This is a genomic window from Rhizobium lentis (assembly GCF_014200175.1).
Taxonomy (GTDB): domain Bacteria; phylum Pseudomonadota; class Alphaproteobacteria; order Rhizobiales; family Rhizobiaceae; genus Rhizobium; species Rhizobium mulingense.
This window is the reverse complement of the sequence record NZ_JACHBD010000001.1, coordinates 303,825-327,856: the sequence shown is the minus strand read 5'-3', so window position 1 is coordinate 327,856 and position 24,032 is coordinate 303,825. Positions and strand designations below refer to the sequence as shown.

Annotated in this window: 24 protein-coding genes and 2 pseudogenes; 18 read left to right on the top strand and 8 right to left on the bottom strand. The window is 62.3% G+C overall.

Going from position 1 to position 24,032, the window contains the following annotated elements; genetic code table 11:
• Nucleotides 1–449 precede the first annotated feature (449 nt).
• Nucleotides 450–2,192 carry a rhomboid family intramembrane serine protease gene (locus GGI60_RS01645; protein ID WP_183913137.1) on the bottom strand — a complete coding sequence of 581 codons (1,743 nt, stop codon included), beginning with the start codon at nucleotides 2,190–2,192 and terminating at the stop codon, nucleotides 450–452.
• 370 nt (nucleotides 2,193–2,562) lie between these two features.
• On the opposite strand from GGI60_RS01645, the gene GGI60_RS01640 reads away from it, so the two are divergent.
• The 4 genes and pseudogenes from GGI60_RS01640 to GGI60_RS01625 all read left to right on the top strand — a co-directional run bounded on the left by GGI60_RS01640 (nucleotide 2,563) and on the right by GGI60_RS01625 (nucleotide 4,632).
• Nucleotides 2,563–2,904, top strand: a complete 342-nt coding sequence (locus GGI60_RS01640; protein ID WP_183913139.1) for a hypothetical protein — start codon at nucleotides 2,563–2,565, stop codon at nucleotides 2,902–2,904.
• Between the two features lie 299 nt (nucleotides 2,905–3,203).
• Nucleotides 3,204–3,380 (top strand): annotated as a pseudogene (locus GGI60_RS31825) (DUF982 domain-containing protein); the annotation flags it as partial.
• A gap of 262 nt (nucleotides 3,381–3,642) precedes the next feature.
• Entirely contained in the window at nucleotides 3,643–4,032 is a 390-nt protein-coding gene (locus tag GGI60_RS01630; RefSeq protein WP_183913141.1) for a hypothetical protein, read from the top strand.
• Nucleotides 4,033–4,254: 222 nt separating this feature from the next.
• A complete protein-coding gene (locus GGI60_RS01625) occupies nucleotides 4,255–4,632 on the top strand; it encodes a hypothetical protein (protein ID WP_183913143.1) in 378 nt (125 codons plus the stop codon).
• Nucleotides 4,633–4,722: 90 nt separating this feature from the next.
• Here GGI60_RS01625 and GGI60_RS01620 read toward each other — a convergent pair whose 3' ends face one another.
• Complete coding sequence (locus tag GGI60_RS01620) at nucleotides 4,723–5,493, bottom strand: adenylate/guanylate cyclase domain-containing protein (protein ID WP_183913145.1); 771 nt, start codon at nucleotides 5,491–5,493, stop codon at nucleotides 4,723–4,725.
• Nucleotides 5,494–5,770: 277 nt separating this feature from the next.
• Between GGI60_RS01620 and GGI60_RS01615 the strand changes: the two genes are divergently transcribed.
• The 4 genes and pseudogenes from GGI60_RS01615 to GGI60_RS01600 all read left to right on the top strand — a co-directional run bounded on the left by GGI60_RS01615 (nucleotide 5,771) and on the right by GGI60_RS01600 (nucleotide 7,891).
• Nucleotides 5,771–6,559: a DUF899 domain-containing protein gene (locus tag GGI60_RS01615; RefSeq protein WP_183913147.1), complete on the top strand. Its 789-nt coding sequence runs from the start codon at nucleotides 5,771–5,773 to the stop codon at nucleotides 6,557–6,559.
• A gap of 107 nt (nucleotides 6,560–6,666) precedes the next feature.
• Nucleotides 6,667–7,079, top strand: a pseudogene (locus GGI60_RS01610) (DUF4087 domain-containing protein).
• Between the two features lie 126 nt (nucleotides 7,080–7,205).
• The gene (locus GGI60_RS01605) at nucleotides 7,206–7,583 is read left to right on the top strand and encodes a response regulator (RefSeq protein ID WP_183913149.1); all 378 of its coding nucleotides are present in this window, start codon (nucleotides 7,206–7,208) and stop codon (nucleotides 7,581–7,583) included.
• 53 nt (nucleotides 7,584–7,636) lie between these two features.
• Nucleotides 7,637–7,891 carry a hypothetical protein gene (locus tag GGI60_RS01600; RefSeq protein ID WP_183913151.1) on the top strand — a complete coding sequence of 85 codons (255 nt, stop codon included), beginning with the start codon at nucleotides 7,637–7,639 and terminating at the stop codon, nucleotides 7,889–7,891.
• 144 nt (nucleotides 7,892–8,035) lie between these two features.
• On the opposite strand, the gene GGI60_RS01595 is transcribed toward GGI60_RS01600, so the two are convergent.
• A complete protein-coding gene (locus tag GGI60_RS01595; RefSeq protein ID WP_183913154.1) occupies nucleotides 8,036–8,950 on the bottom strand; it encodes a LysR family transcriptional regulator in 915 nt (304 codons plus the stop codon).
• 100 nt (nucleotides 8,951–9,050) lie between these two features.
• Here GGI60_RS01595 and GGI60_RS01590 point away from each other — a divergent pair, with 100 nt between their 5' ends.
• The 5 genes from GGI60_RS01590 (at nucleotide 9,051) to GGI60_RS01570 (ending at nucleotide 14,522) form a co-directional block, all read left to right on the top strand.
• Nucleotides 9,051–9,932 (top strand): NmrA/HSCARG family protein, encoded by an 882-nt coding sequence (locus GGI60_RS01590; RefSeq protein WP_183913157.1) that lies wholly within the window; start codon nucleotides 9,051–9,053, stop codon nucleotides 9,930–9,932.
• Between the two features lie 122 nt (nucleotides 9,933–10,054).
• The gene (locus GGI60_RS01585; RefSeq protein ID WP_183913159.1) at nucleotides 10,055–10,861 is read left to right on the top strand and encodes a class I SAM-dependent methyltransferase; all 807 of its coding nucleotides are present in this window, start codon (nucleotides 10,055–10,057) and stop codon (nucleotides 10,859–10,861) included.
• A gap of 380 nt (nucleotides 10,862–11,241) precedes the next feature.
• On the top strand, nucleotides 11,242–11,589 hold the full coding sequence (locus GGI60_RS01580) for a DMT family protein (protein WP_183913161.1): 348 nt from the start codon (nucleotides 11,242–11,244) through the stop codon (nucleotides 11,587–11,589).
• 121 nt (nucleotides 11,590–11,710) lie between these two features.
• Nucleotides 11,711–13,222 (top strand): DUF1800 family protein, encoded by a 1,512-nt coding sequence (locus GGI60_RS01575; protein ID WP_183913162.1) that lies wholly within the window; start codon nucleotides 11,711–11,713, stop codon nucleotides 13,220–13,222.
• A gap of 115 nt (nucleotides 13,223–13,337) precedes the next feature.
• The gene (locus tag GGI60_RS01570; protein ID WP_183913164.1) at nucleotides 13,338–14,522 is read left to right on the top strand and encodes a DUF1501 domain-containing protein; all 1,185 of its coding nucleotides are present in this window, start codon (nucleotides 13,338–13,340) and stop codon (nucleotides 14,520–14,522) included.
• A gap of 131 nt (nucleotides 14,523–14,653) precedes the next feature.
• On the opposite strand, the gene GGI60_RS01565 is transcribed toward GGI60_RS01570, so the two are convergent.
• Nucleotides 14,654–15,037, bottom strand: coding sequence for an acyl-CoA thioesterase (locus GGI60_RS01565; RefSeq protein ID WP_183913166.1), 384 nt, complete (start codon nucleotides 15,035–15,037; stop codon nucleotides 14,654–14,656).
• A 272-nt stretch (nucleotides 15,038–15,309) separates the two neighbouring features.
• On the opposite strand from GGI60_RS01565, the gene GGI60_RS01560 reads away from it, so the two are divergent.
• The 3 genes from GGI60_RS01560 to GGI60_RS01550 all read left to right on the top strand — a co-directional run bounded on the left by GGI60_RS01560 (nucleotide 15,310) and on the right by GGI60_RS01550 (nucleotide 19,063).
• Nucleotides 15,310–17,130 (top strand): methyl-accepting chemotaxis protein, encoded by a 1,821-nt coding sequence (locus tag GGI60_RS01560; RefSeq protein WP_183913168.1) that lies wholly within the window; start codon nucleotides 15,310–15,312, stop codon nucleotides 17,128–17,130.
• A 151-nt stretch (nucleotides 17,131–17,281) separates the two neighbouring features.
• On the top strand, nucleotides 17,282–18,592 hold the full coding sequence (locus tag GGI60_RS01555; RefSeq protein ID WP_183913170.1) for an extensin family protein: 1,311 nt from the start codon (nucleotides 17,282–17,284) through the stop codon (nucleotides 18,590–18,592).
• Nucleotides 18,593–18,715: 123 nt separating this feature from the next.
• Nucleotides 18,716–19,063, top strand: a complete 348-nt coding sequence (locus tag GGI60_RS01550; RefSeq protein WP_183913172.1) for a CAP-Gly domain protein — start codon at nucleotides 18,716–18,718, stop codon at nucleotides 19,061–19,063.
• A gap of 48 nt (nucleotides 19,064–19,111) precedes the next feature.
• Here GGI60_RS01550 and GGI60_RS01545 read toward each other — a convergent pair whose 3' ends face one another.
• Nucleotides 19,112–19,909: a class I SAM-dependent methyltransferase gene (locus GGI60_RS01545; protein ID WP_183913175.1), complete on the bottom strand. Its 798-nt coding sequence runs from the start codon at nucleotides 19,907–19,909 to the stop codon at nucleotides 19,112–19,114.
• 241 nt (nucleotides 19,910–20,150) lie between these two features.
• Here GGI60_RS01545 and GGI60_RS01540 point away from each other — a divergent pair, with 241 nt between their 5' ends.
• Nucleotides 20,151–20,546, top strand: coding sequence for an Ohr family peroxiredoxin (locus GGI60_RS01540; protein WP_183913177.1), 396 nt, complete (start codon nucleotides 20,151–20,153; stop codon nucleotides 20,544–20,546).
• 106 nt (nucleotides 20,547–20,652) lie between these two features.
• Entirely contained in the window at nucleotides 20,653–21,690 is a 1,038-nt protein-coding gene (locus GGI60_RS01535) for a DUF3095 family protein (RefSeq protein WP_183913179.1), read from the top strand.
• Nucleotides 21,691–21,714: 24 nt separating this feature from the next.
• Here GGI60_RS01535 and GGI60_RS01530 read toward each other — a convergent pair whose 3' ends face one another.
• The 3 genes from GGI60_RS01530 to GGI60_RS01520 form a co-directional block, all read right to left on the bottom strand.
• On the bottom strand, nucleotides 21,715–22,131 hold the full coding sequence (locus tag GGI60_RS01530) for an NUDIX hydrolase (RefSeq protein ID WP_183913181.1): 417 nt from the start codon (nucleotides 22,129–22,131) through the stop codon (nucleotides 21,715–21,717).
• Nucleotides 22,132–22,158: 27 nt separating this feature from the next.
• On the bottom strand, nucleotides 22,159–22,656 hold the full coding sequence (locus GGI60_RS01525; RefSeq protein WP_183913183.1) for a MarR family winged helix-turn-helix transcriptional regulator: 498 nt from the start codon (nucleotides 22,654–22,656) through the stop codon (nucleotides 22,159–22,161).
• Between the two features lie 373 nt (nucleotides 22,657–23,029).
• Complete coding sequence (locus GGI60_RS01520) at nucleotides 23,030–24,022, bottom strand: dihydroxyacetone kinase subunit DhaK (protein WP_064803292.1); 993 nt, start codon at nucleotides 24,020–24,022, stop codon at nucleotides 23,030–23,032.
• Between the last annotated feature and the right edge of the window lie 10 nt (nucleotides 24,023–24,032).

Here is a 24,032-nt window from a genome sequence, read left to right as displayed (position 1 = left end):
GAGGGAAAGAGTACAAAAGGGAAACGAATGAATCGTTCGGCTTTCCTCAACAATGCAGCTGACGTTTGCGGGCTCGAGTGAAGAGAACGGCGCGGCATCCTCCAACGTTCCTCATCGTGAGGCGCTTAGCCCGTAGGGCGAAACCTCGAAGGACACACCGCGACGTTGCGCCTTGCATTCATCCGGCACCGGCGCACCCGCCTCGTCGTTCGAGGCTACAGCTTCCGCTTCCGCGTTGGCAGTGTCCTCCCGCGCCCATGATCATCGGTGCGGCATCCACCAGGGCTCCTCATCCTGAGGCGCGTAGCCCGTAGGGCGAAGCCTCGAAGGACACGCCGCGACGCTGCTCCTTGCAGCCATCGATGTCAGCGCACCCGTCTCCCCTTCGAGGCCCCTGCGGGGCGCCTCAGGATGAGGCTCTATTGAGGTGGGGCGCCGGCGGCATGTGATCATTTCACCTCGAGCTTGGCCAGTTCGTATCCCGCCGCCTTGTACTCGATGAAGGTTGCCGGGCAAGACAGCAAGGCGGCCCGGAACCGTCGGCGCGCCTCCTCGGCGGCGCCTGAAAACAGGTACCATTCGCCGCTGTAGAAGATCGCCTCGCAGATCTGGTTGCTGTCGGCCGCCTTCAGCGCCAAATCTTCCGGCTTCAATTCGCCGAGAAAGAGCTGATAGACGGGATAGGGCCACGCCGCCCGATCGCTCTTGCCCGCCGCTGCCCTGAGTTCGTCGAGGGCCTTCGGATCGCCGACTCTCATTTGCGCGAAATAGCGCCAGATGCGGGCATAAGGGGCCGTGGTTCCGTTCCGATTTGCCTCTATATCAAGTGCTGCGATCAACTGCTGGTACCTGCCGCCGAAATAGTTGGCCATCGGATCGTTGAGATAGAGCTGACGCGCGTTGATGATGGGCCAGAGCGCTCCCGTCGCGATGATCACGAACACGGCGCTGACGGCGATCGCCACCCTATCGTAACGCGGCGTCGGCCGCGCGCGCGGCCAGAAGGTCAAAAGCAGAAGCGAGAGCGCCGCGCCCGTCAGGGCGCCGCCGAAATGGCCTGCATAATCGATGGTCTGACCGTCTCTTGTGGAAGAGAAGATCGGCAGCAGCGAAGGGACCAGTATCTGGGCCGCGCCAGCCTGCAGCGTAGATGCGATCGGCGTCGACCGGAATCGAAAGCTCGCGGCGATCACGGCCGCGAAGAGCCCGACGATGCCGCCGGAGGCGCCGACGCCCACCGTGCCGGCATCATTGAGCCAGACGGAAGCGATCGACCCGCCAAGGGCGCTGACGAAGAAGATTGCTGCAAACCAGCGCCAGCCGATCAGCCGCTCGAACAGCCGCCCCGCGACCCAGAGAGCAACGCAATTGAGCGCGAGGTGGATGATGCTTGCGTGCATGAACGGCGCAGTGAACAGCCGCCACCATTCGCCGTTGCCGACGATGTTGTGGCGAAACGTGCCGCCGAGCAGCCAGAGTGTACGAATGGTAGGAGAGCCGGCTTCGGTTGGCTCGACGCCAAAGGCGAGCTCACCAGTATAGACAGCGATGAGAATGGCAAGAAGAGCGTAAGTGAAGACGGGATAACGGGCTTCGTTGAGAACCGGCGCTGGCGCCTGGGGTTCGTCTTCTTCCTGCGGGGCAAGCTGTGCGTCCAGACTTTCCAGCCGCTTCACTTCCTTCGCTTCGGCTGCCAGCTCCGAAAACTGGTCGAAGATGGAGCTCGGCTGGCCATGCAGAATATGCAAGGGAATATTGACCTTGAGAGGTGAGCCGACGAGCCATTCCGGGAGAATTGGCGCAAGCCCCCGCCTGATCAAAGTCTTGGCGGCAGCAGGATCAAGGTGAAGGACAATAAAATCCGATCTCTTGCTCCAGACCCTTTCGAAGCGGCGGATGGCCGACCATGGCACGATCTGATCGGGGAAGGTCGGAAGCCGGATACCAGCCGTCGATATCGCCAAGCCGGGACCTCTGGAGAGGAGCTTGCTCGAGAGCAGCAATGCGAGCAGGCCGAAGAACCCTGCGCCCAGCAATCCGAAGAGCCAGACCACGCGGGGGTCCCTGTGCTCCGGCGGGTTGTAGCCGATCCAGATACAGAGCGCCACGACGGCAAGCATGATCAGGACGACCCACAGCAATTTGCCCTTGTTGTAGAAATATTCAGTGCTGCACAATTCTTCCGGCTTCATTCGAAAATCTCACTGAAATGTATCGACAGGGTAGGCTCGCCGGCCATCGCAGCGAGCCAGATTGCATCAACAAAATTTTCCAACAACCGGACTATCTACCTGGAATAGATTTTTGCAAGCTGAGCGTTTGAAAATTTCTACGTGGATGCAAATGGCGACCGCCTCTGGGCGCGTTATTCTTCAACGCTCCTATGCTGAGATGCGCAGCCCAGAGAACCGAGCTCGAAGCGCGTGATCAGGTTTGCTTCTTGCATCCCACGCGATCATGCGAATGCAATCTCAGCTAACAAAAGTTTGTGGTTGAAGGCTTCGCCGTCTCCCGTATTGCGCGCGGCGGTGTTACAGCTGCTGCGGGAATCGGGGATTATACATGAAAAGAGTCGTTATCGCATTCGCGGCCGCCGCCGCACTGGCTGGCTGTGCCAAGCGTCCTGACGCCATCGTGCAGGTGGATATTCCGATGGCGGCCTATACCAACCTCAGCTGTGAGGCGCTCGCTGCCGAGCTGAAGAAGGAGCGCTCCAAGCTCGACGATCTGTCAAAGCAGCAAATCAGTGCGGCGAATGGCGACGCTTTTGGCGTCTTCCTCGTTGGCGTGCCGATCGGCAGCGTTGCCGGAGGAGACAAGGAAGGCGAAATTGCCGCCTCAAAGGGCAAGGTTTCCGCCATGCAATCCGCCGGCATGAGCAAGGGTTGCAAGTTGCCCGGCTGACGGCGCGTCGTCGTGGCGACGGAGGTCGAACCGACCAAATTCGAGCGTTGGCCATCGATGACGCTTCTGCCACTCGTGTGAGCGAGGGGTAGGTCGGGCCTATTGGTCAAGCTCCCGAGTCAGGGCAACAACCAGCGGCTCCTGGTGGCGTCCGGCCGGCATGGCAGGCAGGCTTTGTAAGCCGGTTCTTTCCAAAGAACGCCGCCGATGCCTGCGGTTCACGGTCGCGTGTCGTAGCGGAACTGGAAACGGCCCTTGGCAGTTAATGTTCTGTCGACCCAGCCCTAGGTGCCACTGCCATTAACGATCATTCCGCCTTCTGGAAGAAACCGATTTCGATCGATCTTGATACCGGCGAACGGCTGGTTCTCCGCTCACCGCAGGATGCGCTTTATGCACTGGTCTCCGACTGGCCGATCAACGGCGGTGTGCATCAGCAGAGGGCGATCGATTTCTGCCGGGCCTGGCTTGCGGGCCGCATGCCGGCCGAGACGGTGCGGCAGGCTTTCATCCTGGCGGCGCTGGAAGCCGGCGTTCCGATCAATGATGATGAAGATCGCGGCGGCATCTCGTCTTTGCTGTAAAGCGAGCCGATGTGCCGTCTGCATGCGCGATGTTATGTCTGGCGGCATTCCGCCGATCGACAAAGTTTCCTTTGATGTATTGCAAATATTGTTCGCGCTGTGTTTGTAGAAATATCAGCGTGTAGACGCTTTGATTCCTGGGAGATCTTACTGAATGAAATTGAAAATTTTTCTTGGCGCTGCCCTGCTGGCGCTTGCCGGCTGCAATGCTCCGGTCTCGCAATCCGTTGCAGATTCGCAGCGTCCGCCCTCGAATGACGTCCGGCAGAACTTCATCAATATTGTGTTCAAGAGAACTTATAGACACGAAGCAGGAGAAGTCGTCTGGGCGCGCATTTCCAGTGTGGTTCTGCTCGACCCCGAAAAACAGATTTATGCGTATTGTGTACGGATCGTGCCAAAGCGCGGTTGGGGAGACTGGGCCTATCTCGGCGTCTCATTCACAGAGGGCAAAGTGCTGGGCGCAACGGTGAATGACGATCGCTGCCACGACAAGCGGCTGCGTTATTATCCGTTTCCTGAGATGAACGGCATGAAGACCTGACGCAGGGCGACGGCTCGGGTTGCGTCGCCGTCAAGGCTTTCTTGAGCGGCGGCGCGACATGCCTCCGGTGTCGTTGGGGCGCGGCTTCCTCCAACCTCCCTCACGCTGAGGGACACAGCTCGCAGGCGGAGCCTCCAAGCACAGAGTGTGACGTTGTTGCCTGCAGCCGTCGCCATGCGGAAAGCTCGATCCACTAATTCTGGCAGAGAAAGATCCAACGCAATGAAAAACAAATACCTTGCCTGCTTTGCGCTGCTGGCACTGGCCGGCTGCCAGACGCCGGCGCCGCAATCCGTCGTCGATTCCCAACAGCCGCCTTCCAGCGCACTTCGACGCAAGCACGTCGAAGTGCTGCAGGGAACCATCAAGCCGGGGAACTTCATAAAGGCCGAGATCTCCAGCGTGGTTCTGCTGAGCCCGGAAAAGCAGATATATGCGCATTGTACGCGCACGACGGAACGCAGCAACCCGAACTGGTCCTATATCAGCCTGGGCATGCAAAAAGACGTGATACTGTCCGTGAAAAAGAACGACTCTCTCTGCCACGATAAACGGCTGCGTTACTATGATTTTCCGGAGCTGCGGAACATGAAATATTGAGGAAGCGGGCGCTTGGCAGCCTCGCCGAGCACCTTCCCTTGGACGCGATCAGCATCAAAGATCGCTGGGCGGTCGGCCGGGGCAGATCGTTCAGCGCTTGACCAGTACGTGCGCACGCACCGGCTGCTCGATGCCTTTGAGCGTGAGCGTGCGCTCCTCCGCTCCGGCAATGAGCGCGGCGGCCTCTGCCGCTGTTTCCGCCGAGACGAGAATCTCGCCGGCCGCCGCCTGGGATTCAAGTCTCGCGGCCTGATTGACGACGCCGCCGATGGCGGTGAAATCGCTGCGGAAGCTGGAGAATTCGCCGATCTGCACCTCGCCGGAATGAATGCCGATGCCGACGCCGAGGGTGCGGCCGGGCAGGGCCTCGAGCGCCAGGCCACTCAGCGCCGCGGCGCAGTTTCGCTGGATCGCCTGCGCCGCCAGGATCGCTGCGGCTGCGTGATCCTTCCTGATGATCGGGAAATTGAAAATTGCCATCAGGCCGTCGCCCATCTGCTTGTTGACGATGCCGTCATGCGCCCAGATCGCCTGGGCGCAGCGATCCTGGAAGAGGCTGACGATTTCACTTAAGCGCACAGCCTCGATCCGCTCCGAGAGATCGGTAAAGCCCCTGATATCGGCAAACAGGATGGTGGCGTCGATGGTGATCTGGCGCTGCTTTTTGACATATTGGAAGGATCGTTCGCAGATCGTGCAGATATCAGGGTTCATCTTGCTGCGGGTGATGCCGAAGGCGCGGAAGGGCAGGGCGAGCGGGCCGCCGATGGGGATCGGCATATGCATCTGGTCCCAGCAGCCGCGGCAGATCCTGGCGCTGCCCTGCCTGGCCGGCTCCCCGTAAGTGGATTCTGTCGTCATCTCACGCAATCCGTTCACACTGGCCGACACCAAGCTTCCGTCAGTCCGCGGCTTTTGGCAACTCTTCCATTTGGTTCGGGGTCAGAATCGTCGCACCCGAGTCTCTGCCCGACCTCTCGGCGCGGGCTGTTGCTGCAGTGGACGGCGGCGAAAATACGGTCACACTTGTTACTCCCACTGTTCGAATTCCGCTGCGAAACTATGTCCGACCAATGCGCGAAGAACCGCGGTTCGATGAAGAGGCGCGGAAATTCGCCCCAATGAGGAGATCGAAGCGATGACTGCAACAGCCGACAATGGAACGGGCGGACAGTCCATGCAGAAACCCGCGGTGGTATCGCCGGATGCGTGGGAGGCGGCCCGCAAGCAACTGCTGGTGAAAGAGAAGGCGCAGACCCGTGCCCGTGATGCGCTCGCCGCCGAGCGTCGGCGCATGCCGTGGATGGCCGTCGAGAAGAATTATGTCTTTGAAGGGCCTGACGGCAAGGTCAGCCTGCTCGACCTGTTCGAGGGCAGGCACCAGTTGATCGTCTACCGCGCCTTTTACGAGCCCGGTGTCTTCGGCTGGCCCGACCATGCCTGCCGCGGCTGCTCGATGGTGGCCGACCAGGTCGCGCATGTCGCCCATCTCAACGCCCGCGACACGAGCCTGGTCTTCGCCTCGCGCGCGCCGCAGGCCGAGATCGCGCGGCTGAAGGCGCGGATGGGGTGGAGCATGCCGTGGGTGACCATCACCGACAGTTTCGACAAGGATTTCGGTGTCGACGAATGGCACGGCACCAACGTGTTCTACCGCGACGGCGAACGCGTCTTCCGCACCTATTTCGTCAATAACCGCGGCGACGAACAGATGGGCGGCACCTGGAACTACCTCGACATCACGCCGCTTGGCCGGCAGGAGGTCTGGGAGGATTCGCCTGACGGCTATCCGCAGACGTCGACCTATAAATGGTGGAACTGGCACGACAGCTACGTTCCGGATGCGGCGCCGGACAAGAAATGGGTCGAAGTCTCCGATGCCGGTGAGGCGGCGTTCCGGGCCGAGAGCGCCAACGAGAAGCCTTGAGCGAAATCCGCTGCGGCTGCTGCGGATCTGCAACCGAGAATGGGCCGGCAAGACGATCGCCTCGCCGGCCGCAGGCCATGCATAGTGGTGGGGGTGCGGAGGAGCCGATCGCCAGGTTGCATGCGACTGATTTGATGATGCTTCTCGTGCCCGCCGCAGCACAGGCGGAAAAACGCTGCGGCCGGCGGGACAATCCGACGACAGCCACCTGGTCTCTCAATGACGCTGCCGGCGGCTGGATCATCATGAAGAACGGCAGCGGCTACAAGGCCGAGGGAATGGATCATATTCCGGATCTGACGAGCGGCGAATATGTCTAACCCCATGCCGTCCATGGTTATGCCTGTGCCTGCATGGAGGTCGACACGGATGGCGAGGGGCATCAGCCGCATTCGTTCCGTGTGCCAATTGCCGTTTTCCCGATGCCGCAGCGATTCCCGCCCTCGGCTGGTTCCTCGACAAGGATCCGTGCCGATCGCTGGACGGCATGCCGCGCACATCGAGCGGCAGCCCGCGATAGTGTTGCGGAATCGGTTACCATTTTCGACAGGAATGTCTCTTCAGACGGAAACTTTCGAGCGAGAGTTGCGTTAGGCGGGTCGCCGGGGCTGTGTCCGCCGGCGTGCTTGCCGGGAGGAGATAATCCATGAAAGTGATGATAGTTGAAGACGAGGGTTTTATCGCCCTGGAACTCGAACGCATCGCGCAGGATGCCGGCCACCAAACGGTCGGACCGGTTTCGACGGTCGAGCAGGCTCTGGCCTATGCACCGAAAAGCGATGTCGCTCTCGTCGATCTCAGCCTCTCCGACGGCCCGAGCGGCGTCCAGCTTGCCCGCCGGCTGATCGACCGCTATGGCGTCGATGTCATCTTCGTGACCGGCAGCCCGGAGAACATTGGAAACGGCATTGAAGGCGCGCTGGACGTCATTCCAAAGCCTTTCACCGATGACAGGATTGCCGGCGCGCTCTCGCGGGCGCAGGCTTTGCGCAGGGATTTCGATGGCAGCAATGCTATAATGTGACGCGCGGGCGTCGAGAGCAACGTCCTGCCCCCATACATGCAGGAGATTGCCGGATGAAGCACGCCCTTATCGCCAGTGTCCTCGCGCTCACCGCCTGTGCCAGCGCGGCTGGCCCTCCCGAGCCTCTTCCCGGCAGCATTACCTATGGCGGCAAGGTTGTCCATTCGCCTTATCGGCCGGGAACGGTAGTCAAGAACAGTTTTCTCGGCCAGTTCGGCTACCGCGTATTCGAGACCTATGTCATCCAGCCGGATGGCACCTTCAAGCTGACATCCCAGAGCACGGGACCGGATTTTCTCTGGCAATAACTCACGGCGTTCCCTCTGCATATTCTGAAGATCGCGCGGGCACGCGGCATCACGGTCGACGTCGGGCCTCGATGAAGTCACCGCCACCTTGATCGAAAAGCCTCGACGGCAAGTGGTGCTGAAGGAAGCGTGACGGGGCCACCGCTATATAACGGCGAAGTCGTCGCTGCTGCCGGCTCCCGCGGTCAACCGTCTGGCGGCAAGCTCTATAAAGGTCTTGACCAGAGGCGGAAGGTGGCGGCTGCTGGGGTAGACGACGTAGAGGCCACCGGCCGGGGTCGTGTAACCGTCGAGAACGCGGCACAGCCGCCCATCCCTGATGAAGGCATTGGCGACCCCATGGGGCAGTCGGGCAATGCCATAGCCGGCGATCGCTGTGGCCATGACCGCCTGCATTTCATTGGCGGCGAAGCGCCCCGAGACCGTGACCGTTTCCTGTCCTTCCGGGCCTTCGAGCAGCCATTGCGCATGGGTGGATTGGCCGGCGATAACGCAGTCGTGGCGAACGAGATCTGCTGGGCGATCGGGCGCGCCGCAGCGGGCGAGGTAGTCGGGGCTCGCGCAGAGCAAGCGATGGGTAGAGCCTAGCTTGCGGGCGATCAGCGTGGAATCCTCCAGGATGCCGGTGCGGAAGGCGAGGTCTATGCCGTTTTCGACGAGGTTCAGCCTGTCGTCGGTCAGCCGCAGCTCGACCCTCGACTTGGGGTAGGTCGCCAAAAGATCGAAGATCGCGTCCTGCAGGAAGTGGCCGCCGAAGCCGACCGGCGCCGATATGCGGATCGTGCCGGCGGGCTCCGTCCTTGCTTCCGCAAGACGCAGGTTGGCGCCTTCGATCGTGCGGAGCGCGTGGCTGCTTTCCTCGTAATAGAGGCGGCCCGCATCCGTCGGGCTGAGGCTGCGGGTCGTGCGCTGCAGCAAGCGCACGCCGAGTTCGCGCTCGAGAGCGGCAATGCGTCGGCTGACTGTTGTCTTCGGCATGCCGAGCAGGCGCGCGGCGGCGGTGAAGCTGCCGGCTTCAATGACGCGGGCGAAGATCATGATATCGTTGAGGTCGAGCATTGTAGCCTGAAATGGTACGATGTTTTCCAACTATAGGCTATTATGGCTCAATCCGACAGGCCTTAGTTTTGCTCTATCGTTCACAACAAGGAGCAGACAGATGAGCAATACACGAAGCGTTCTGGTGACGGGCGCCACTGGCCAGCAGGGTGGCGCGGTCGTGCACGCGCTTCTCGCACGGGGACACCGAGTCAAGGCGATCTCACGCAGGCCGGACAGCGATGGCGCAAAGCGGTTGGCCGCGGCAGGGGTCGAGGTCGTTGGCGGCGACCTGGATGACGGCGCATCTGTGGCGAAGGCGGCAAGCGGTGTCGACACGATGTTCCTGATGGGCAACAGCTACGAGGCCGGGACGGAAGCGGAAACGCGCCAGGGCATCACGGTCGCCAATGCGGCGAAGGCCGCCGGCGTCGGTCACCTGATCTATTCCTCCGTCGGCGATGCCGACAAGAAGACCGGCATTCCGCATTTCGACAGCAAGTATCTCGTCGAGAAGCATGTCGCCGGCCTCGGCATCCCCTATACGGTCAGCGCGCCCGTCGCCTTCATGGAAAACACGGTGGCACCTTGGGCGATCGATGGGCTCCGACAGGGCGTCTATGCGGCAGCGCTGCCGCCCGCACGTGTGCTGCAACAGGTCACCATCAAGGATATCGGGGCGTTCGTCGCAGCCCTGGCCGAGCGACGCGAACAGGTGTTCAGCAAGCGTTTCGATATTGCCGGCGACGAATTGTCTGGCGAGCAGCAGGCGAAAATCCTGTCCGAGGCGCTCGATCGGCCGATACGCTACCAGGAACTGCCGATCGCCGCGATGCGGCAGCAGAGCGAGGACGCGGCGCTGATGTTCGAATGGTTCGATCGCACCGGCTACGACGCCGATATCGCCGCCCTGCGCCGGGATTTTCCCGATGTCGGCTGGCACAGCTATGCCGATTGGGCACGCGGCTTCAACTGGAGCGTTCTCGGCAAGGCATCCACCTGATACACTCTCCGTCGTTCCCGGCCCAAACCGGGGACGACGGAGAGCCTCACCCGCCTTGCGCAAGGCGACGGATCGCTCGGCTCTGCGGCGATAGACCATCGTTGTTGAAGAGGGAGGCTTCGATGCCGTCGAGTTTCAATGTCGAAAATGCGGATGGTTATGAGCGGCTGATGGGGCGCTGGAGCAAAAGGCTGGCGCCGATGCTGATCGATTTTGCCGGTGTTGCGGATGGCGAGCGTGTGCTCGACGTCGGCTGCGGCACCGGCAGCCTGACATTTACGCTTGCGGAAAAGCCAGGCCTGCAAGAAATCGCCGCCATTGATTATTCGCCGGTTTTCGTGGAGGCGGCAATGCGGCGCAATACCGATCCGCGCATTACCATTCGGCAAGCCGATGCATGCGCGCTGCCTTTCGATGACGATCGCTTCGACCGGGCGATATCGCTGCTGGTTCTGCATTTCGTGCCGGAGGCGGGCAAGGCGGTGGCCGAGATGGCCCGCGTGGTGCGCCCTGGCGGCGTGGTCGCGGCCGCCGTCTGGGATCATTATGGCGGCATGTCGGGCATGCGGATGATGTGGGACACGGTAGTCATGCTCGACGACAACGCGCTGCCTCTGCGCCGCAAATATTGCTTCCAACCGATGATGCGGCCGGGCGAAATGAGAGAAAGCTTCGTCGCGCATGGCCTCGTCGACGTCGAGGAGACCTCGCTCTTGATCAGGATGGATTATCTCTGCTTCGATGATTACTGGCAGCCGATCGCCGCAGGCGAGGGACCTCTCGGGAAGTATGTGGCTGGGCTGGCGGGAGGCAAGCGGGAGGCGGTCGATGCTGCATTGAGGGCGGCCTATGAGGCCGGGGAGCCGGATGGGCCGCGGTCGTTCGCGTCGGTGGCATGGGTGTGCCGGGGCAGGGTGGTGGCTGGCTAGGGCAGCGGTTTGACGACCGCGAGATAGCAAGCATGCGCCATCGCTTCAGAGAGCCTCATCCTGAGGTGCCCCGCAGGGGCCTCGAAGGACGAGGCGGGTGCTCGGCGTCAGATGGATGCAAGAAGCAGCGTTGCGGCGTGCTTCGAGATTTCGCCCTGCCGGGCTGCGCACCTCAGCATGACGGATGTCGGTGGATGCCGCGATCCAGATAGGCAGCCCTGTTCGCAGGGCACGGCTGCGATTTTGCGCCCGGACGGTGTTGCCTGAGACAATTGGCGCGAGCTTGCGGGGCTTGCCGTCAAGCGGCGGCATGGTAGTTAAGGCCGGCCGGCGTCTCCCCCGCCGGATCGGTTTTTCCTCCACAGCTTCCGAGTTTCTCCATGTTATTTTCTCCTGCCGCCGTCTGGCCCGTCCTCATGCTGTTTGCCTCCAACATCTTCATGACCTTTGCCTGGTACGGGCATCTCAAGCACAAGAGCAGCGCCATTTTCCTCGCCATCGTCGTCAGCTGGGGCATCGCCTTCTTCGAATATTGCCTGGCGGTGCCGGCCAACCGCATCGGCTCGGCGGTCTATACGACGGCGCAGCTGAAAACGATGCAGGAGGTGATCACGCTGATCGTGTTTTCCGGCTTCTCGATCTTCTGGCTCGGCGAGAACCTGACATGGAACCACGCCATCGGCTTCGCGCTGATCGCAATCGGAGCATCCTTCATCTTTCGGGCTTAAACGGGAGTTTTTTCAATAGATTACAAATCGTCCATGTCTTGATATCGCCGCATTTCTTACAGATTGCCGTCGTAATCGGCTGGCAGCCTATCACTATTCATTGATCAGGAGTTGACCGGCCATGAGCCTCTCTTTTCCGACGATGGCGGCGATCCGGTTCGGTTATGGACTCCGGCCCGGCGAGGCGCCGCCGCAAAGCAAGGATGAGCTGATTGGCCAGCTATCGATTGGGGCGGCGGCCACGCCGGATTTTCCGCTTGGTGGCCCCGACATGCGTCACCGCGCAATCCTCAGCCTGCAGGAGCAGTTGAAGCAGATTCGCCAGGAGGCGAAGACGACGGACGACGATCCGGCGCGGCGCGAGATGCGCAAGGGCGTGCAGCGCCAGGCGCAGCAGCAATTCCAGCACGACGCGAACCTGCGGCTGATGCAGGCAGTGCTGTCGCCATACGGCTTCTACGAGCGGCTTTCGACCTTCTGGACCGATCATTTCTCCACCAGCGCCAACAAAAGCCTGCCGATGCGCCTTATCGTGCCGCTGTATGAGGCCGAAGCGATCCGGCCGTTCATATCCGGCAGGTTCGGCGATCTGCTGCGCAGCGCCACGGCCCATCCCGCCATGCTGATCTATCTCGACCAGGCGGATTCGCTCGGGCCGGATTCGCCCGGCGGCATGAAGCGCAACAAGGGACTGAACGAAAATCTCGGCCGCGAACTTCTGGAACTGCACACGCTCGGCGCCGGCAGCGGCTATACCCAGGCGGACGTCACCGCTGCGGCCAAGGTGCTGACGGGGCTCACCATCGACCGCAAGGAGATGGACATCGCCTTCCGGCCCAATATTTCCGAGCCCGGCGCCCATGAGGTGCTCGGCGTCAGCTATGGCGGACGCCAACGCTCGCGCGACGATTATCTCGACATGCTCGATGATCTTGCCGTTCATCCGAAGACGGCCGCGCATATCAGCCGCAAGCTCGCGGTTCACTTCGTTGCCGATCAGCCTGAGGAGGGAATGGTCTCGGACATGACCGCGGCCTGGAAGAACACAGATGGCGATCTCACCGCCGTCTATACAGCCATGCTCGACCATCCCGCCGCGTGGCAGAACGAGGGCGCCAAGGCGCGCCAGCCCTTCGATTATGTCGTCGCCGGTCTCAGGGCGCTGAATGCAGGCCCTGTCAATGGCGTCGTCGGCAGCTTCCTGGCCGCCAACCAGCAGGGCACCGATGACGGCGATATGGCGGCGAATACGCCCGGCATGGCAGGGGCGCCGGTAACGACCGATCCCGCCGGCGAGGCGAGGGACAAGCGGCTCAAGGCCTTCCGGACGGCGCGGGCGCTGGGGCAGGGCGCGCTGAAGCGCATGGGCCAGCCGACCTGGCTGCCGCCGAGCCCGGCCGGTTTCGAGGAGGGCTTTTCCGCCTGGATCACCGGCAGTCAGCTCGCCGAGCGGCTGGCCTGGGCAAGGCGGGCCGCAGCACAGTTCGGCCGCGACGAAGACCCGCGCGAATTCCTGAAGTCGACGCTCGCCGATGCGGCGCGCGACGAGACGATCCGCGTAGTGTCGCAGGCGCCGAACAAGGTCAGCGGCCTGACGCTGGTGCTGGCATCGCCGGAATTCAACCGCCGCTAAGCAGACTTTCGTTGGCAAGCCAACGCTTCGTCTCCTTAGCTCATTTGTTTTGTCGCAGGTTCTGACCGGAAATCCGCTGGACACTTTTCCGGAACTTGCTCTGGAGCCCCCGCCCATGACGCTGTCAATGAACCGCATTTCGCTTTCTCGCCGCGGCTTTCTGACGTCGGCCTGCTGTCTTGCCGCCGCGCCGGTGTTCACGCCGGTCACCTTCGCGGCGATGCCAGGTGATAACCGCTTCGTCACCATCGTGCTGCGCGGCGCGATGGATGGGCTGGATCTGGTGCAGCCGTATGGCGATGCCGGTTTTGCCGCGCTCCGGCCGACGCTGGCGCTGACGCCCGAGACCGGGCTCCTCGATCTTGATGGGCACTTCGGGCTTAACCCGGCCGCCGCCGATCTGATGCCGCTGTGGAAGAGCAAGGAGCTCGCCTTCGTGCACGCCGTCTCCACACCCTATCGCGACCAGCGCAGCCATTTCGATGGGCAGGACATGCTGGAGTCAGGCGGCGAGCACGTCGCTGAGGAAAGGACCGGCTGGCTGAACCGGGCGCTCGCCGTCATTCCGCGCTCGGACGCGCGCAAGGCGATCGACGTCAATTCGTCGACGGAGATGATCCTCTCCGGGCCGAACGAGGTCGATGTCTGGGCGTCGGATTCCAACCTGGCGCCGGCGCGTGACGAGATGCAGTTCCTGGCGCGGCTTTATGCCGGCGATCCGCCGTTTGCCGCAGCACTTGCCGAGGCGACACGGGCCGATATCGCCTCGATGATGGCCGAACAGGATGGTCAGCGCGGCGACAAGGTGGCCGATGTGGCGGCACTCGCTGCCAACATGCTGAAGGACGATTACCGCATCGCCAGCTTCTCGATCACGGGCTGGGATACGCATATCGGCCAGGCCGGCCAGTTCAAGCAGCCGGCCCAGAATCTCACGCAGGCGATCAAAACGCTGAAGGCGACGCTCGGACCGGAGATATGGGCAAAGACGGTGGTGCTGGCGATGACCGAATTCGGCCGCACGGTCCGCCAGAATGGCTCGGCCGGCACCGACCATGGCACCGGCGGCTGCGCCCTGATTGCCGGCGGCGCCATCAACGGCGGCCGCATCCTCGGCAAATGGCCCGGGCTTAGTGACGGCCAGCTGCTCGACGACCGCGACCTGATGCCGACTGCCGACGTGCGCGAGGTGGCGGCGGCGATGCTCTACCGGCAGTTCGATGTCGGTGTGGATGATCTGACGGGGAAGATCTTTCCGGGGTTGGGGTTTGACAAGCGGTCGCAGTTTTTGAAGGTGTGAGGGTGAGTTGCGATCGGGAGCAGCCCGAGCAAGAGAAAGGCTGATGACCATGCCCATCACCACCCTTGATGTGAAGGAAGACCTCCGGCGAACTGACCGTTTCCATCCCTGATCCTCCGCCCCGAAGCTTGTCACTCCTCGGGGACGGCCTTCGGTTTGCCCTCTTCGTCGAGCGCCACCATGATGAAGGTGCCGGCGGTGACCTTTTCCATCTTGGCGTAACGGGCGCGATGCGCCCAGGCTTCGACAATGAGTGTGATCGAGGTGCGCCCTACGCGCTCGATATCGGTATAGACCGACAGCGTGTCGCCGATCTTGACCGGCAGCTCGAAAGCCATCTCCTTGACGGCGGCGGTGACGACGCGGCCCCTGGCACGCTCGGCGGCACGGATGCCCGATGCAAGGTCCATCTGCGCCATGACCCAGCCGCCGAAGATATCGCCGGCCGGATTGGCATCGCCCGGCATGGCGAGGGTGCGCAGCGTCAGTTCGCCTCTGGGTTTTGTTTCAGTCATCGAGGGTTCCTTCGGGCTGTGCGTTGCGATTCTGCAGCCAAGGTTAGGCGAACTCGGTGTGCAGACCAATCCCTTTCGGTCCCGGCACCGGAGGCGCGACGCATGTTGCGCTCGTCGCCGAGATAAATCTTCATCGATTTCAGTCGGTTGAATTATGCAACCAGCGCATCCCCTTACGTTATTTAATAATTTTCTAATAAAGCTTTACGCTCCAGTAATTCCGGTCGTTCACAATGGGATCGGTCTCATCTCCAAGAATCGCCGGGAACCTCATGCGTAACGTCAAGATTTCCACCCGCCTTTATTGCCTCGTCGGCTTCACGCTTGCCGTATTGGCGGCGACGATGATCTTTTTTCTGAACTACTCCTATTCCGAACTGCAAGCGGAGCGGAAGGCGGGCTTGGAGAAGATGGAGGCGACGGCGCTCGGCATCTTCGACAAATATTACAAGATGGAGCAGGCGGGCACGATGACCCGCGAACAGGCCCAGACGGCCGCCAAGGACGTGATCGGCGCGATGCGCTACGGAGCCGACGGCTATTTCTGGATCAATGATATGCGTCCCGCGATGGTGATGCATCCGATCAAGCCGGCGCTGAACGGCACCGATATCTCGCAGATGAAGGATCCGACCGGCAAGTTCCTGTTCGTCGAATTCGTCAACAAGGTGAAGAAGGACGGCAAGGGCTTCGTCGATTATTACTGGCCGAAGCCGGGCGCCGACGAGCCGGTGCTGAAATATTCCTATGTCGCCGGTTTCGAGCCCTGGGGCTGGATCGTCGGCACGGGCGTCTACGCCGACGACCTCGCCGCGCTCTATCGCCAGAATGCGATCTGGGCGGCGGCGCTCTGCCTGCTCGGTGCGGCCGCCACGATTGCCATTGCTTATGCCATCGTCCGCAGCGTCACGGCGCCGATCGCCCGGCTGAAGACGGCGATGAATGCGATTGCCGCCGAAGAGGCGTCGGTGGAGATCGCCGGCAGCGATCGCCGCGACGAGATCGGCCAGATGGCCAAGGTGCTGTTGGTGCTGCGCGACTCCGTGGATGAGCGCAGCGCGCTACGTGGGCGTGAAGACGAAAGGCAACGGCAGATCGAGGACGAACGCCGCGGCAACGAGGCGAGCCTGCGCTCGGCCTCCGAGCGGCAGAGCCGCGCCATGCAGGCGCTCGGCGTCGGCCTGGAGAAGCTGGCGGGCGGCGATCTGACGGTTGCAATCGACGATATCGGCGAGGATTACGCCAAGCTCAGGAATGATTTCAATGCGGCCGTCGATGCGCTGAACGGCGTCATCCACGCGATTGCCGAATCGAGCCGCGTGGTCAACGACAGCGCCTCCGACATCAGTGAAGCGACCGGCAACCTGTCGAAACGGACGGAGCAGCAGGCGGCGGCTCTCGAAGAGACGGCCGCAGCCCTTGACGAGATTACCGCGACGGTCAAGACGGCATCGGAGCGGGCGAACGAGGCCCGCGAGATGGTGGCCGAGACCAAGGCGAGCGCCGGACGCTCCGGCGAGATCGTCCGCAATGCGGTGACGGCGATGGGTCGGATCGAGGAATCCTCAAGCCGCATCAACCAGATCATCTCGGTCATCGACGAGATCGCCTTCCAGACGAACCTTCTGGCGCTCAATGCCGGCGTGGAAGCGGCGCGGGCCGGCGAGGCGGGCCGCGGCTTTGCCGTCGTTGCCCAGGAAGTGCGCGAGCTTGCGCAGCGCTCGGCCAACGCCGCCAAGGAGATCAAGGAACTGATCAGCCGGTCGGCGACCGAAGTCGAGGGCGGGGTGGCGCTGGTGCGCTCGACGGGCGATGCGCTGTTGGAAATCGAGGCCTTGGTCAATCAGGTCAACGATCACGTCGCCTCGATCGCGACGGCGGCGCGCGAGCAGTCGACCGGACTCAACGAGATCAACAGTTCCGTCAACCACATGGACCAGATGACGCAGCAGAACGCGGCGATGGTCGAGGAGACGACGGCGGCAAGCCGCACGCTCGCCGACGAAAGCACTCAGCTGAAGACGCTGCTTGCGAATTTTCGCCTGCGCGGAGCGGAGCAGCAGCGGGACACCCGATACACACGGGCAGCGTGAGTTCACAGCAGGTTGGAAGGCGGCGAAAGCCGCCTTTTTCATTCCCGTCGCGTCCAGATTGTGCCGGTAAGTTTTCATTCACCGTTTTTAATTAAAATTGGACCGAGTTTTTTCGGTCACTCTGCGGCCGGCCCACGGAAGCGATAAGAGTATGGCGTTTGTTTCCTTTCCTCGGCGAGTCTTCCTGCCCGTGCTGCTGTCGGCTGCACTGACGACCTGTTCGATCAGCGACGGACTGGTGCCGCCGGCCAATGTCGACAACGGCACCAGGGTCAGTTCGATTTCGCCGTCTCGGGGTGCTTCGCACATGGCGCCGGCCGTGCGCATGGCGCCCGTGGAAAGCCAGGCGTCCTATCCGGTTGTCAGCGCCCCGGTCGGTAATACGCAAGGTTCGGTCGACTATCTCGATACGCCGAACCTTGCCGGTGCCGGCCATCCGGCTCGCGCGCCGAGGGCGCAGGGGCGAAAACTGCCGATGATCGACAGTGATGAGGCGATGGCGGCCGGTCAGCCGAACGGCAATTGGGGTGGCACCCAAAACCTTGCGATCCCTTCCGGCGGCGTCAACATGGATGATGAGCTTGGAGCAGAGCCCGTCGTCGGGCTGGCGCAGGAGCAACAGCAGCAGATCGCCGAGGGCAACGCCACCGAGCCGGTCGTCGACGGCATCGGCACCGACAATCCGCTGCAGCTCAACCAACCAATGCACCAGCCGGCACCGCGGGCAATGCCGCAGCCGGCAGCGCAGTCGCAGATGAGCCGTGCGCCCACTTGGAGCGACGGCAGTCCGGTCACCGCGCCATCCCGCGTTCCTGAAGAGGACGAGGCCGAGCAAGTGGCGATGCTGCGGCCGAACAATCCGATGATGAGCGAGCCCGCCGCACCGGTCGACCCGAGCGTCATGCCGGCTTCCGAGCTTGCCTGCCGGCGCGAACTGAAGCGCATGGGAGTGCTCTTCGACGAAAAGCCGCCGATCTCGCAAGGGCCGGCCTGCCAAGTGCCTTATCCGGTATCGCTGAAGGGACTTTCCGGCAATATCGGCGTGAAGCCGGCCGTGACGCTGAACTGTCAGGTGACGCTCGCCTTCGCCAAATGGGTGAAGAATGAGCTCGCTCCATCCGCGCGCTTCCGCTACTGGAGCGGCATCAGAACGATCCAGCCGCTCGGCGGCTATTCCTGCCGGCGCATGAACAACAGCCGTCAGCGATACAATCCGATGTCGGAACATGCCCGCGGCAACGCCATCGACGTCGGCAAGTTCGTGCTGAAGAATGGCCACGAGATCGACGTGCGCAAGAAGGGTCTGTTCTCGCTGCGCGAGGGCCGGCTGCTGAAGGCGGTGCGCACCGATAGCTGCCGCTATTTCAGCACGGTGCTCGGGCCGGGCAGCAACCCGGAACACTGGAACCACTTCCACTTCGATCTGCGCTCCCGCAAGAGCGGCAAGGTCTATTGCGACTGAGCTTGTTGCATGAGAGGAAGAGGCGCTCACGCGGCATGAAGTCCGCCGGCAGAAAAGGGTTCATCCTCGTCGCCGGGCGCGCTATAGATCGGCGAGGCGGATTGCCTTTTGAGAGTTTGATCCATGAGCTATGAATTTCATGTCGGCCAGAAGGTCGTCTGCATCAACGACACCTTCAAGCATGTCAGCATCGATCAATTGATCCGCAAGGGCGAGATCTATACGATCCGCTGGGTGGGCGAATATACCCATTATGTCGACGGCACCTTCATCGGGGTGAAGCTCGCGGAAATCCATCGCGGCAATGATGACGGGCCGGAAGGTTACGGGGCGGCCGACATGCCCTACCGCGCGACGCGCTTCCGGCCGCTGGTGAAGGACAAGATCGCATCACTGCGCAAGCTGCTCGCCCCGACGCCCGATGCACCGGTGGAGCCAAAGGAAAAGGTCAGGAAGAAAGAGAAGGTCTGAGGGCCGCTCTGTTCCGGCCCGTCGCGTTCCTGAAAGAGGGCGATCCGATCAGGCCGTCTTCCTGCTGAGGAACAGCCCGGTCTCCTTGCTGACATCGAGCGCGCCGCTGCCTTGCCTGAAGGCATCGGCGATCGCCCGGCGGAAACCGCTGAGCTGAGGCTCGCCGGCGCCTTCGCCGGGCGGATAAGAGGTCAGAGCCAGGAAGACATCCTCGGGCTCGGTGATCCGCATGCTTGCCGGATACTGCGACATGGCGACGTTTCCGAATTGCGTCCGCATCATTTGCTCGGCGGCGTCATATCCAAAGGCTGCGGCGGCCGGATCGGCCGGCGCGCTGCCGAAGACGGTCGTCAGGCGATAGATCTCGCGCATATTGCCGATCCCGTTGGTGGTGACCGAGAGAAATCCACCCGGTTCCAACACCCTCGTCATCTCCGCGATGCCGGCGGCAGGGTCGGGCAGGTGATAGAGCATATGCATGGCGATCACGAGATCGAAGGCGCCGTCTTCGAAGGGAAGTGCGGCGGCATCGGCCCGGCAGCCTCGAACGGAACCGAAGGGCTGCGCGCCGCAGCGCGCCACTGCCTCGTCGACCATGCCTGGCGAAAGGTCGGCGAGCGTCAGGTGCAGATTCTCTGGCAGCAGACCCGCCGTTGCCGCCCAGAACCATGCCGGCCCGCAGCCGAGGTCGAGGACGCGATCCGCCGGTTTCAAAGGCAGCTGCGCGGCAACCCATGGAAACCAGCCCGTTTCGGCGATGGTGTATTCGGTATGGAGCCTGGCGCGGGCGGCGAGCTTGCGGCTGTCGCCATATTGTCTCGCATTGCCTTCGGTTATGGCGGACATCTCTCCACCTTCCTCGTGAAGCCCCGAGTCTCGAGGCAAGCCTATAGCGGGCCTCCTTCCCGGACAAGACGTGAATGCGCAACCGGTCGAGCCTGGCTGGGCGGCTGGCTCAAGTCTTGAGGAAAATAAACTCGTATCCGATTAAATCGGAATAGTGTTGACTTTAAATTCAATCTGGCATATTAACGCGCATCCGATTTAAGCGGATACGATACAAACTTCCAAACCGAAGGATACGACAATGACTGAGAAGCTTCTTTTCGCTGGCAAGACCCACATCGCCGGCGGTCGCAACGGCTATGCACGCAGCAGCGACGGCACGCTCGACATTAAGCTGCCGCAGCCGCACCCGGCGGCCGAAAACCTGTTCGGGGCCGCCTGGTCAGCCTGCTATATCGGCGCCATCGAGCTCGCCGCTGCGCAGCGGAAGATCACCTTGCCAGCCGGTCCCGAGGTCGATGCTGAGATTACGCTCAACGGCGATAATGGCTCCTACTTCCTGCGTGCACGACTCAATGTCAGCCTTGCAGACATCGACCGCGAGATCGCACAGGAACTGATCGAGGCGGCCCACGGCATCTGCCCTTATTCCAAGGCGGTTCGCGGCAATATCGAAGTCGAAACCAAGCTTATCTGAACAGGAAGGCCGGCCTTGCGCCGTGAGCTTCAAGCGGGGGTCTGCCGATTGGCGGCAGACCCGTTTCTGAGCCAGCAGCCAGACCTGCCGATCCGGAGAACCTGCAATGATCAACAGCCACGCCGGGTCGCACCGGGCCTATGACGAGTTTTCGCTGGTGCTCGATCCCGATGTCTACGAGCCATTGCCTGACGATTGGCTGGTCGGCATCACCGATGTCGCCAGCTCGACCGCAGCTATCCGGTCGGGGCGCTATAAAGACGTCAACTATGCCGGCGCATCGATCATCGCCGCCCTCGGCAATGCCCGGGGTTCGTTCGATTTTCCCTTCGTGTTTCGCGGAGACGGAGCAGCCTTCGCCTTGCCGGCGAGCGGCATCATGGCGGCGACATCGGCCTTGCGTGACGTCGCGGGCTTCGCCAAAGCCAAGCTTCATCTCGACTTGCGTGTCGGGCTCGTCACCGTCGGCGAAATCCGTGCCAACGGGCGCGACGTCAGGATCGCGCGCTATGCCGCCTCCGAGAGCGCGACCTATGCGATGTTTGCCGGAGGCGGGCTCAAATGGGCGGAGCAGCAGATCAAGAATGGCCGCTTTCTGGTCAAGCCGGGCCGTTATGCGATGAAGCCTGACCTGACGGGTCTGAGCTGCGACTGGGCGCCGTTCCCGAGCCAGCGCGGCGAGATCCTGTCATTGTTGGTCGAGCCGCGCGACCACACGCGCCCCGAGGTCTTTGCGGCGCTGGCAAGACGCGTGCTCGCGGTACTCGATGCCGCGCCGCGCCGGTCCCATCCGCTTGCCGGAGGGACGGGTATGGCAAGAGAGAAGCAGGTCAGCGCGAAACGCTGGTCGGAGGTCGCCTCCAATTCGGATTTCCGCAAGTTCGACGACGGCCTGCGCCTGACGCTCGACTGCGCGCCGGACCAGATCGACAGCGTCGAAGCCATCCTCGCCGCGGCACGGGCGCGCGGCGAGATCGACTTCGGGCTGCACCGCCAGTCTCACGCGCTGATGACCTGCCTCGTGCCGTCGGGCCAGCCGGGTTCGCACCTGCATTTCCTCGACGGAATGGGTGGCGGGTATGCCAAGGCGGCCGAGATGATGGAGGAAGGCGCGCTTGCGGAGGTTCGGCAGTGCGCTCTGTAGGGGCGCGCCACTTCTTTTCCGTCATCATGCCTGCCGGTTCGTTTGCGGTCTGAGCAGGTTTAAGAGCATTTCACCAAGCTGAGGCGGCGCCAGTTCGGTTTCGCGTTCTACCTCCGCGGCAGTAAACCATCTGAGCGCCGTGTGTTCATCGCCGATAAGTCGCGGAGAGTCCTGCCATCGGTCGACGCGATAGACATGGAAGGTGGCGGATGCCCCGGGCGGGCTTTCCGAAGCGAACTCTCCGGCCAACAGCCAGTGCTGCGGCGTCACGCCGATTTCTTCCAGCAATTCCCGGCGCAGTGTGGTTTCGGCATCTTCGCCGTCTTCGACGTGACCGCCCGGCAGGCTCCGCCGATCCGGGTGCATCCTGCGCTCCGAACTTCGCCTGGCGAGAAGAACGCTCCCATTCCCGATCAATGCACCGATTGCGATCTCGGGCATGTCACTAGGCGAAGACATGTGCCGCGATCATGATTTTTGCAGCTCCGCCTGCGCCCGTAGCAGGTTGTCGCGCAGCCGCGTCACTGATTTCTGCACGACGGGGAAATCGTCGCCGAGGCCGGTGGCGTCGATCAGGGCTGAGCCGGGATTGGTTTCGAGAAGATCGCGCCCCGCTGGCGTCAGGCTGACACGCACCTGGCGTTCATCGGCGGGATCGCGGTGGCGGGTGATAAAGCCGGCCGACTCCAGCTTCTTCAGAATGGGCGTCAGCGTGTTGGATTCGAGGAACAGCTTTTCTCCCAGCATGCTGACCGTCTGGTTGTCCTCCTCGCAGAGGGCCACCATGGCAATATACTGCGTATAGGTCAGGCCGAGCGCGTCGAGGATCGGCTTGTAGGCGCGGCCGAAGGCGAGATTGGCCGAATAGACCGCGAAGCACAGGAAGGTCGACAGCTTCCTGCTGCCGGCCTCCTTGAAGGCGGGCGCAGCCGTGTCGGGCTTTTCTGCGGTTTTAGACGTGATCATGGCTCTATCCTGTCCGGGGTTTTAATAACTATATATATCGCATCCGATTAAATCGCAACGGGGCAAGTGGTGTTTCGAAAAGGCCGGTGCCGTCGGCCCAGGCTTAGGCGAATTTCTCCGTCGCAGCGGTGAAGCCGCCGGAGGAGCCGGATGGTTCGACGCATTCTGGGATGAGCGGTATTGAAGGGCGCTGACGGTCGATCCGCAGCCGGTGCTTTCCTGCAGCGAGCTCAGCCATGCCGACTGGCACGTGCTCGACCTCGTCTATCTCTCGACCGGCGCGTTTCGCATCGGCGGCTGGCTGCCGCTGCCGCGGAGGGCAGGTGCGGTGCGGCCTCGGCGCCGCTTTCCATCTGATATTTCTGGATTGCGGTTACGGCCAACGCAGTGCCGCCGTCGCCACCGGCGCGTCCCAGAGAGCGATTTCCTCGTCGGTCAGCAAAGCAAGGGTGACAGACAGCCCCTGCATGTCGAGCGAGGTGACGTAGGTTCCAACAAGCGAGCGCTCGATCGGAATGCCTCTTTCCTCGATGAAACGGCGGGCGCTGTTATAGGCGAGGTAGAGTTCGGCGGGCGGCGTGCCGCCGAGGCCGTTGACGAACAGCAGGGCTCGCATGCCCGGCGCTGCCGCGATGTCATCGGCGATGGTTTCGCAGAGATGTCCGATGATGGCATCGGCAGCGGCGAAGGGCTGCCTGACATGGCCGGGCTCGCCGTGGATGCCGACGCCCATTTCCATTTCGCCGGGTCCGAGCGCAAATGTCTTGCGTTCGGTCTGCGGCACTGTCACGCCGTTCAGGGCCACACCCATCGAGCGGTAGCGTCTGTTCAATCCCTCGCCAAGCTGCTTCAATTCGGCAAGCGACATGCCGCGTTCGGCCGCGGCACCTATAAGCTTTTCGACGATCAGCGTTCCGGCGACGCCGCGCCGGCCGCGGCCTTCGCCTGTTCTCGACGTCTCGATATCGTCGCTGACGACGACCATGTCGAGGCTGTGGCGGTCGCCGGCCATCTCGATCGCCATTTCGAAATTCATCAGGTCGCCATCGTAATTCTTGACCACGAGCAGGCAGCCGGCGCCGGTGTCCGCCTCCTCAATGGCGGCAATGATCTGGCTCGGTGTCGGCGAGGTGAAGATATGGCCGACACAGGCGGCATCCAGCATTCCCTGGCCGATGAAGCCGATATGCATCGGTTCATGGCCGGCGCCGCCGCCTGAGATGAGCGCCACCTTGCCCAACGTGAGGTGGCGGCGGCGGATGCATTTGCGCTCGGCCCCGAACACCACGAAGGCCTCATGGGCGCGCACGAAGCCTTCGACGCTTTCGGCGACCATGGTTTCCGCAGTGTTCATGAACTTCTTCATCAAGCCCCTC

What these genes read in the sequence shown, in the direction of transcription:
- GGI60_RS01645 (WP_183913137.1), bottom strand. Translation starts at nt 2,192, where the DNA reads ATGAAGCCGGAAGAATTGTGCAGCACTGAATATTTCTACAACAAGGGC.
- GGI60_RS01640 (WP_183913139.1), top strand. Translation starts at nt 2,563, where the DNA reads ATGAAAAGAGTCGTTATCGCATTCGCGGCCGCCGCCGCACTGGCTGGC.
- GGI60_RS01630 (WP_183913141.1), top strand. Translation starts at nt 3,643, where the DNA reads ATGAAATTGAAAATTTTTCTTGGCGCTGCCCTGCTGGCGCTTGCCGGC.
- GGI60_RS01625 (WP_183913143.1), top strand. Translation starts at nt 4,255, where the DNA reads ATGAAAAACAAATACCTTGCCTGCTTTGCGCTGCTGGCACTGGCCGGC.
- GGI60_RS01620 (WP_183913145.1), bottom strand. Translation starts at nt 5,493, where the DNA reads ATGACGACAGAATCCACTTACGGGGAGCCGGCCAGGCAGGGCAGCGCC.
- GGI60_RS01615 (WP_183913147.1), top strand. Translation starts at nt 5,771, where the DNA reads ATGACTGCAACAGCCGACAATGGAACGGGCGGACAGTCCATGCAGAAA.
- GGI60_RS01605 (WP_183913149.1), top strand. Translation starts at nt 7,206, where the DNA reads ATGAAAGTGATGATAGTTGAAGACGAGGGTTTTATCGCCCTGGAACTC.
- GGI60_RS01600 (WP_183913151.1), top strand. Translation starts at nt 7,637, where the DNA reads ATGAAGCACGCCCTTATCGCCAGTGTCCTCGCGCTCACCGCCTGTGCC.
- GGI60_RS01595 (WP_183913154.1), bottom strand. Translation starts at nt 8,950, where the DNA reads ATGCTCGACCTCAACGATATCATGATCTTCGCCCGCGTCATTGAAGCC.
- GGI60_RS01590 (WP_183913157.1), top strand. Translation starts at nt 9,051, where the DNA reads ATGAGCAATACACGAAGCGTTCTGGTGACGGGCGCCACTGGCCAGCAG.
- GGI60_RS01585 (WP_183913159.1), top strand. Translation starts at nt 10,055, where the DNA reads ATGCCGTCGAGTTTCAATGTCGAAAATGCGGATGGTTATGAGCGGCTG.
- GGI60_RS01580 (WP_183913161.1), top strand. Translation starts at nt 11,242, where the DNA reads ATGTTATTTTCTCCTGCCGCCGTCTGGCCCGTCCTCATGCTGTTTGCC.
- GGI60_RS01575 (WP_183913162.1), top strand. Translation starts at nt 11,711, where the DNA reads ATGAGCCTCTCTTTTCCGACGATGGCGGCGATCCGGTTCGGTTATGGA.
- GGI60_RS01570 (WP_183913164.1), top strand. Translation starts at nt 13,338, where the DNA reads ATGACGCTGTCAATGAACCGCATTTCGCTTTCTCGCCGCGGCTTTCTG.
- GGI60_RS01565 (WP_183913166.1), bottom strand. Translation starts at nt 15,037, where the DNA reads ATGACTGAAACAAAACCCAGAGGCGAACTGACGCTGCGCACCCTCGCC.
- GGI60_RS01560 (WP_183913168.1), top strand. Translation starts at nt 15,310, where the DNA reads ATGCGTAACGTCAAGATTTCCACCCGCCTTTATTGCCTCGTCGGCTTC.
- GGI60_RS01555 (WP_183913170.1), top strand. Translation starts at nt 17,282, where the DNA reads ATGGCGTTTGTTTCCTTTCCTCGGCGAGTCTTCCTGCCCGTGCTGCTG.
- GGI60_RS01550 (WP_183913172.1), top strand. Translation starts at nt 18,716, where the DNA reads ATGAGCTATGAATTTCATGTCGGCCAGAAGGTCGTCTGCATCAACGAC.
- GGI60_RS01545 (WP_183913175.1), bottom strand. Translation starts at nt 19,909, where the DNA reads ATGTCCGCCATAACCGAAGGCAATGCGAGACAATATGGCGACAGCCGC.
- GGI60_RS01540 (WP_183913177.1), top strand. Translation starts at nt 20,151, where the DNA reads ATGACTGAGAAGCTTCTTTTCGCTGGCAAGACCCACATCGCCGGCGGT.
- GGI60_RS01535 (WP_183913179.1), top strand. Translation starts at nt 20,653, where the DNA reads ATGATCAACAGCCACGCCGGGTCGCACCGGGCCTATGACGAGTTTTCG.
- GGI60_RS01530 (WP_183913181.1), bottom strand. Translation starts at nt 22,131, where the DNA reads ATGCCCGAGATCGCAATCGGTGCATTGATCGGGAATGGGAGCGTTCTT.
- GGI60_RS01525 (WP_183913183.1), bottom strand. Translation starts at nt 22,656, where the DNA reads ATGATCACGTCTAAAACCGCAGAAAAGCCCGACACGGCTGCGCCCGCC.
- GGI60_RS01520 (WP_064803292.1), bottom strand. Translation starts at nt 24,022, where the DNA reads ATGAAGAAGTTCATGAACACTGCGGAAACCATGGTCGCCGAAAGCGTC.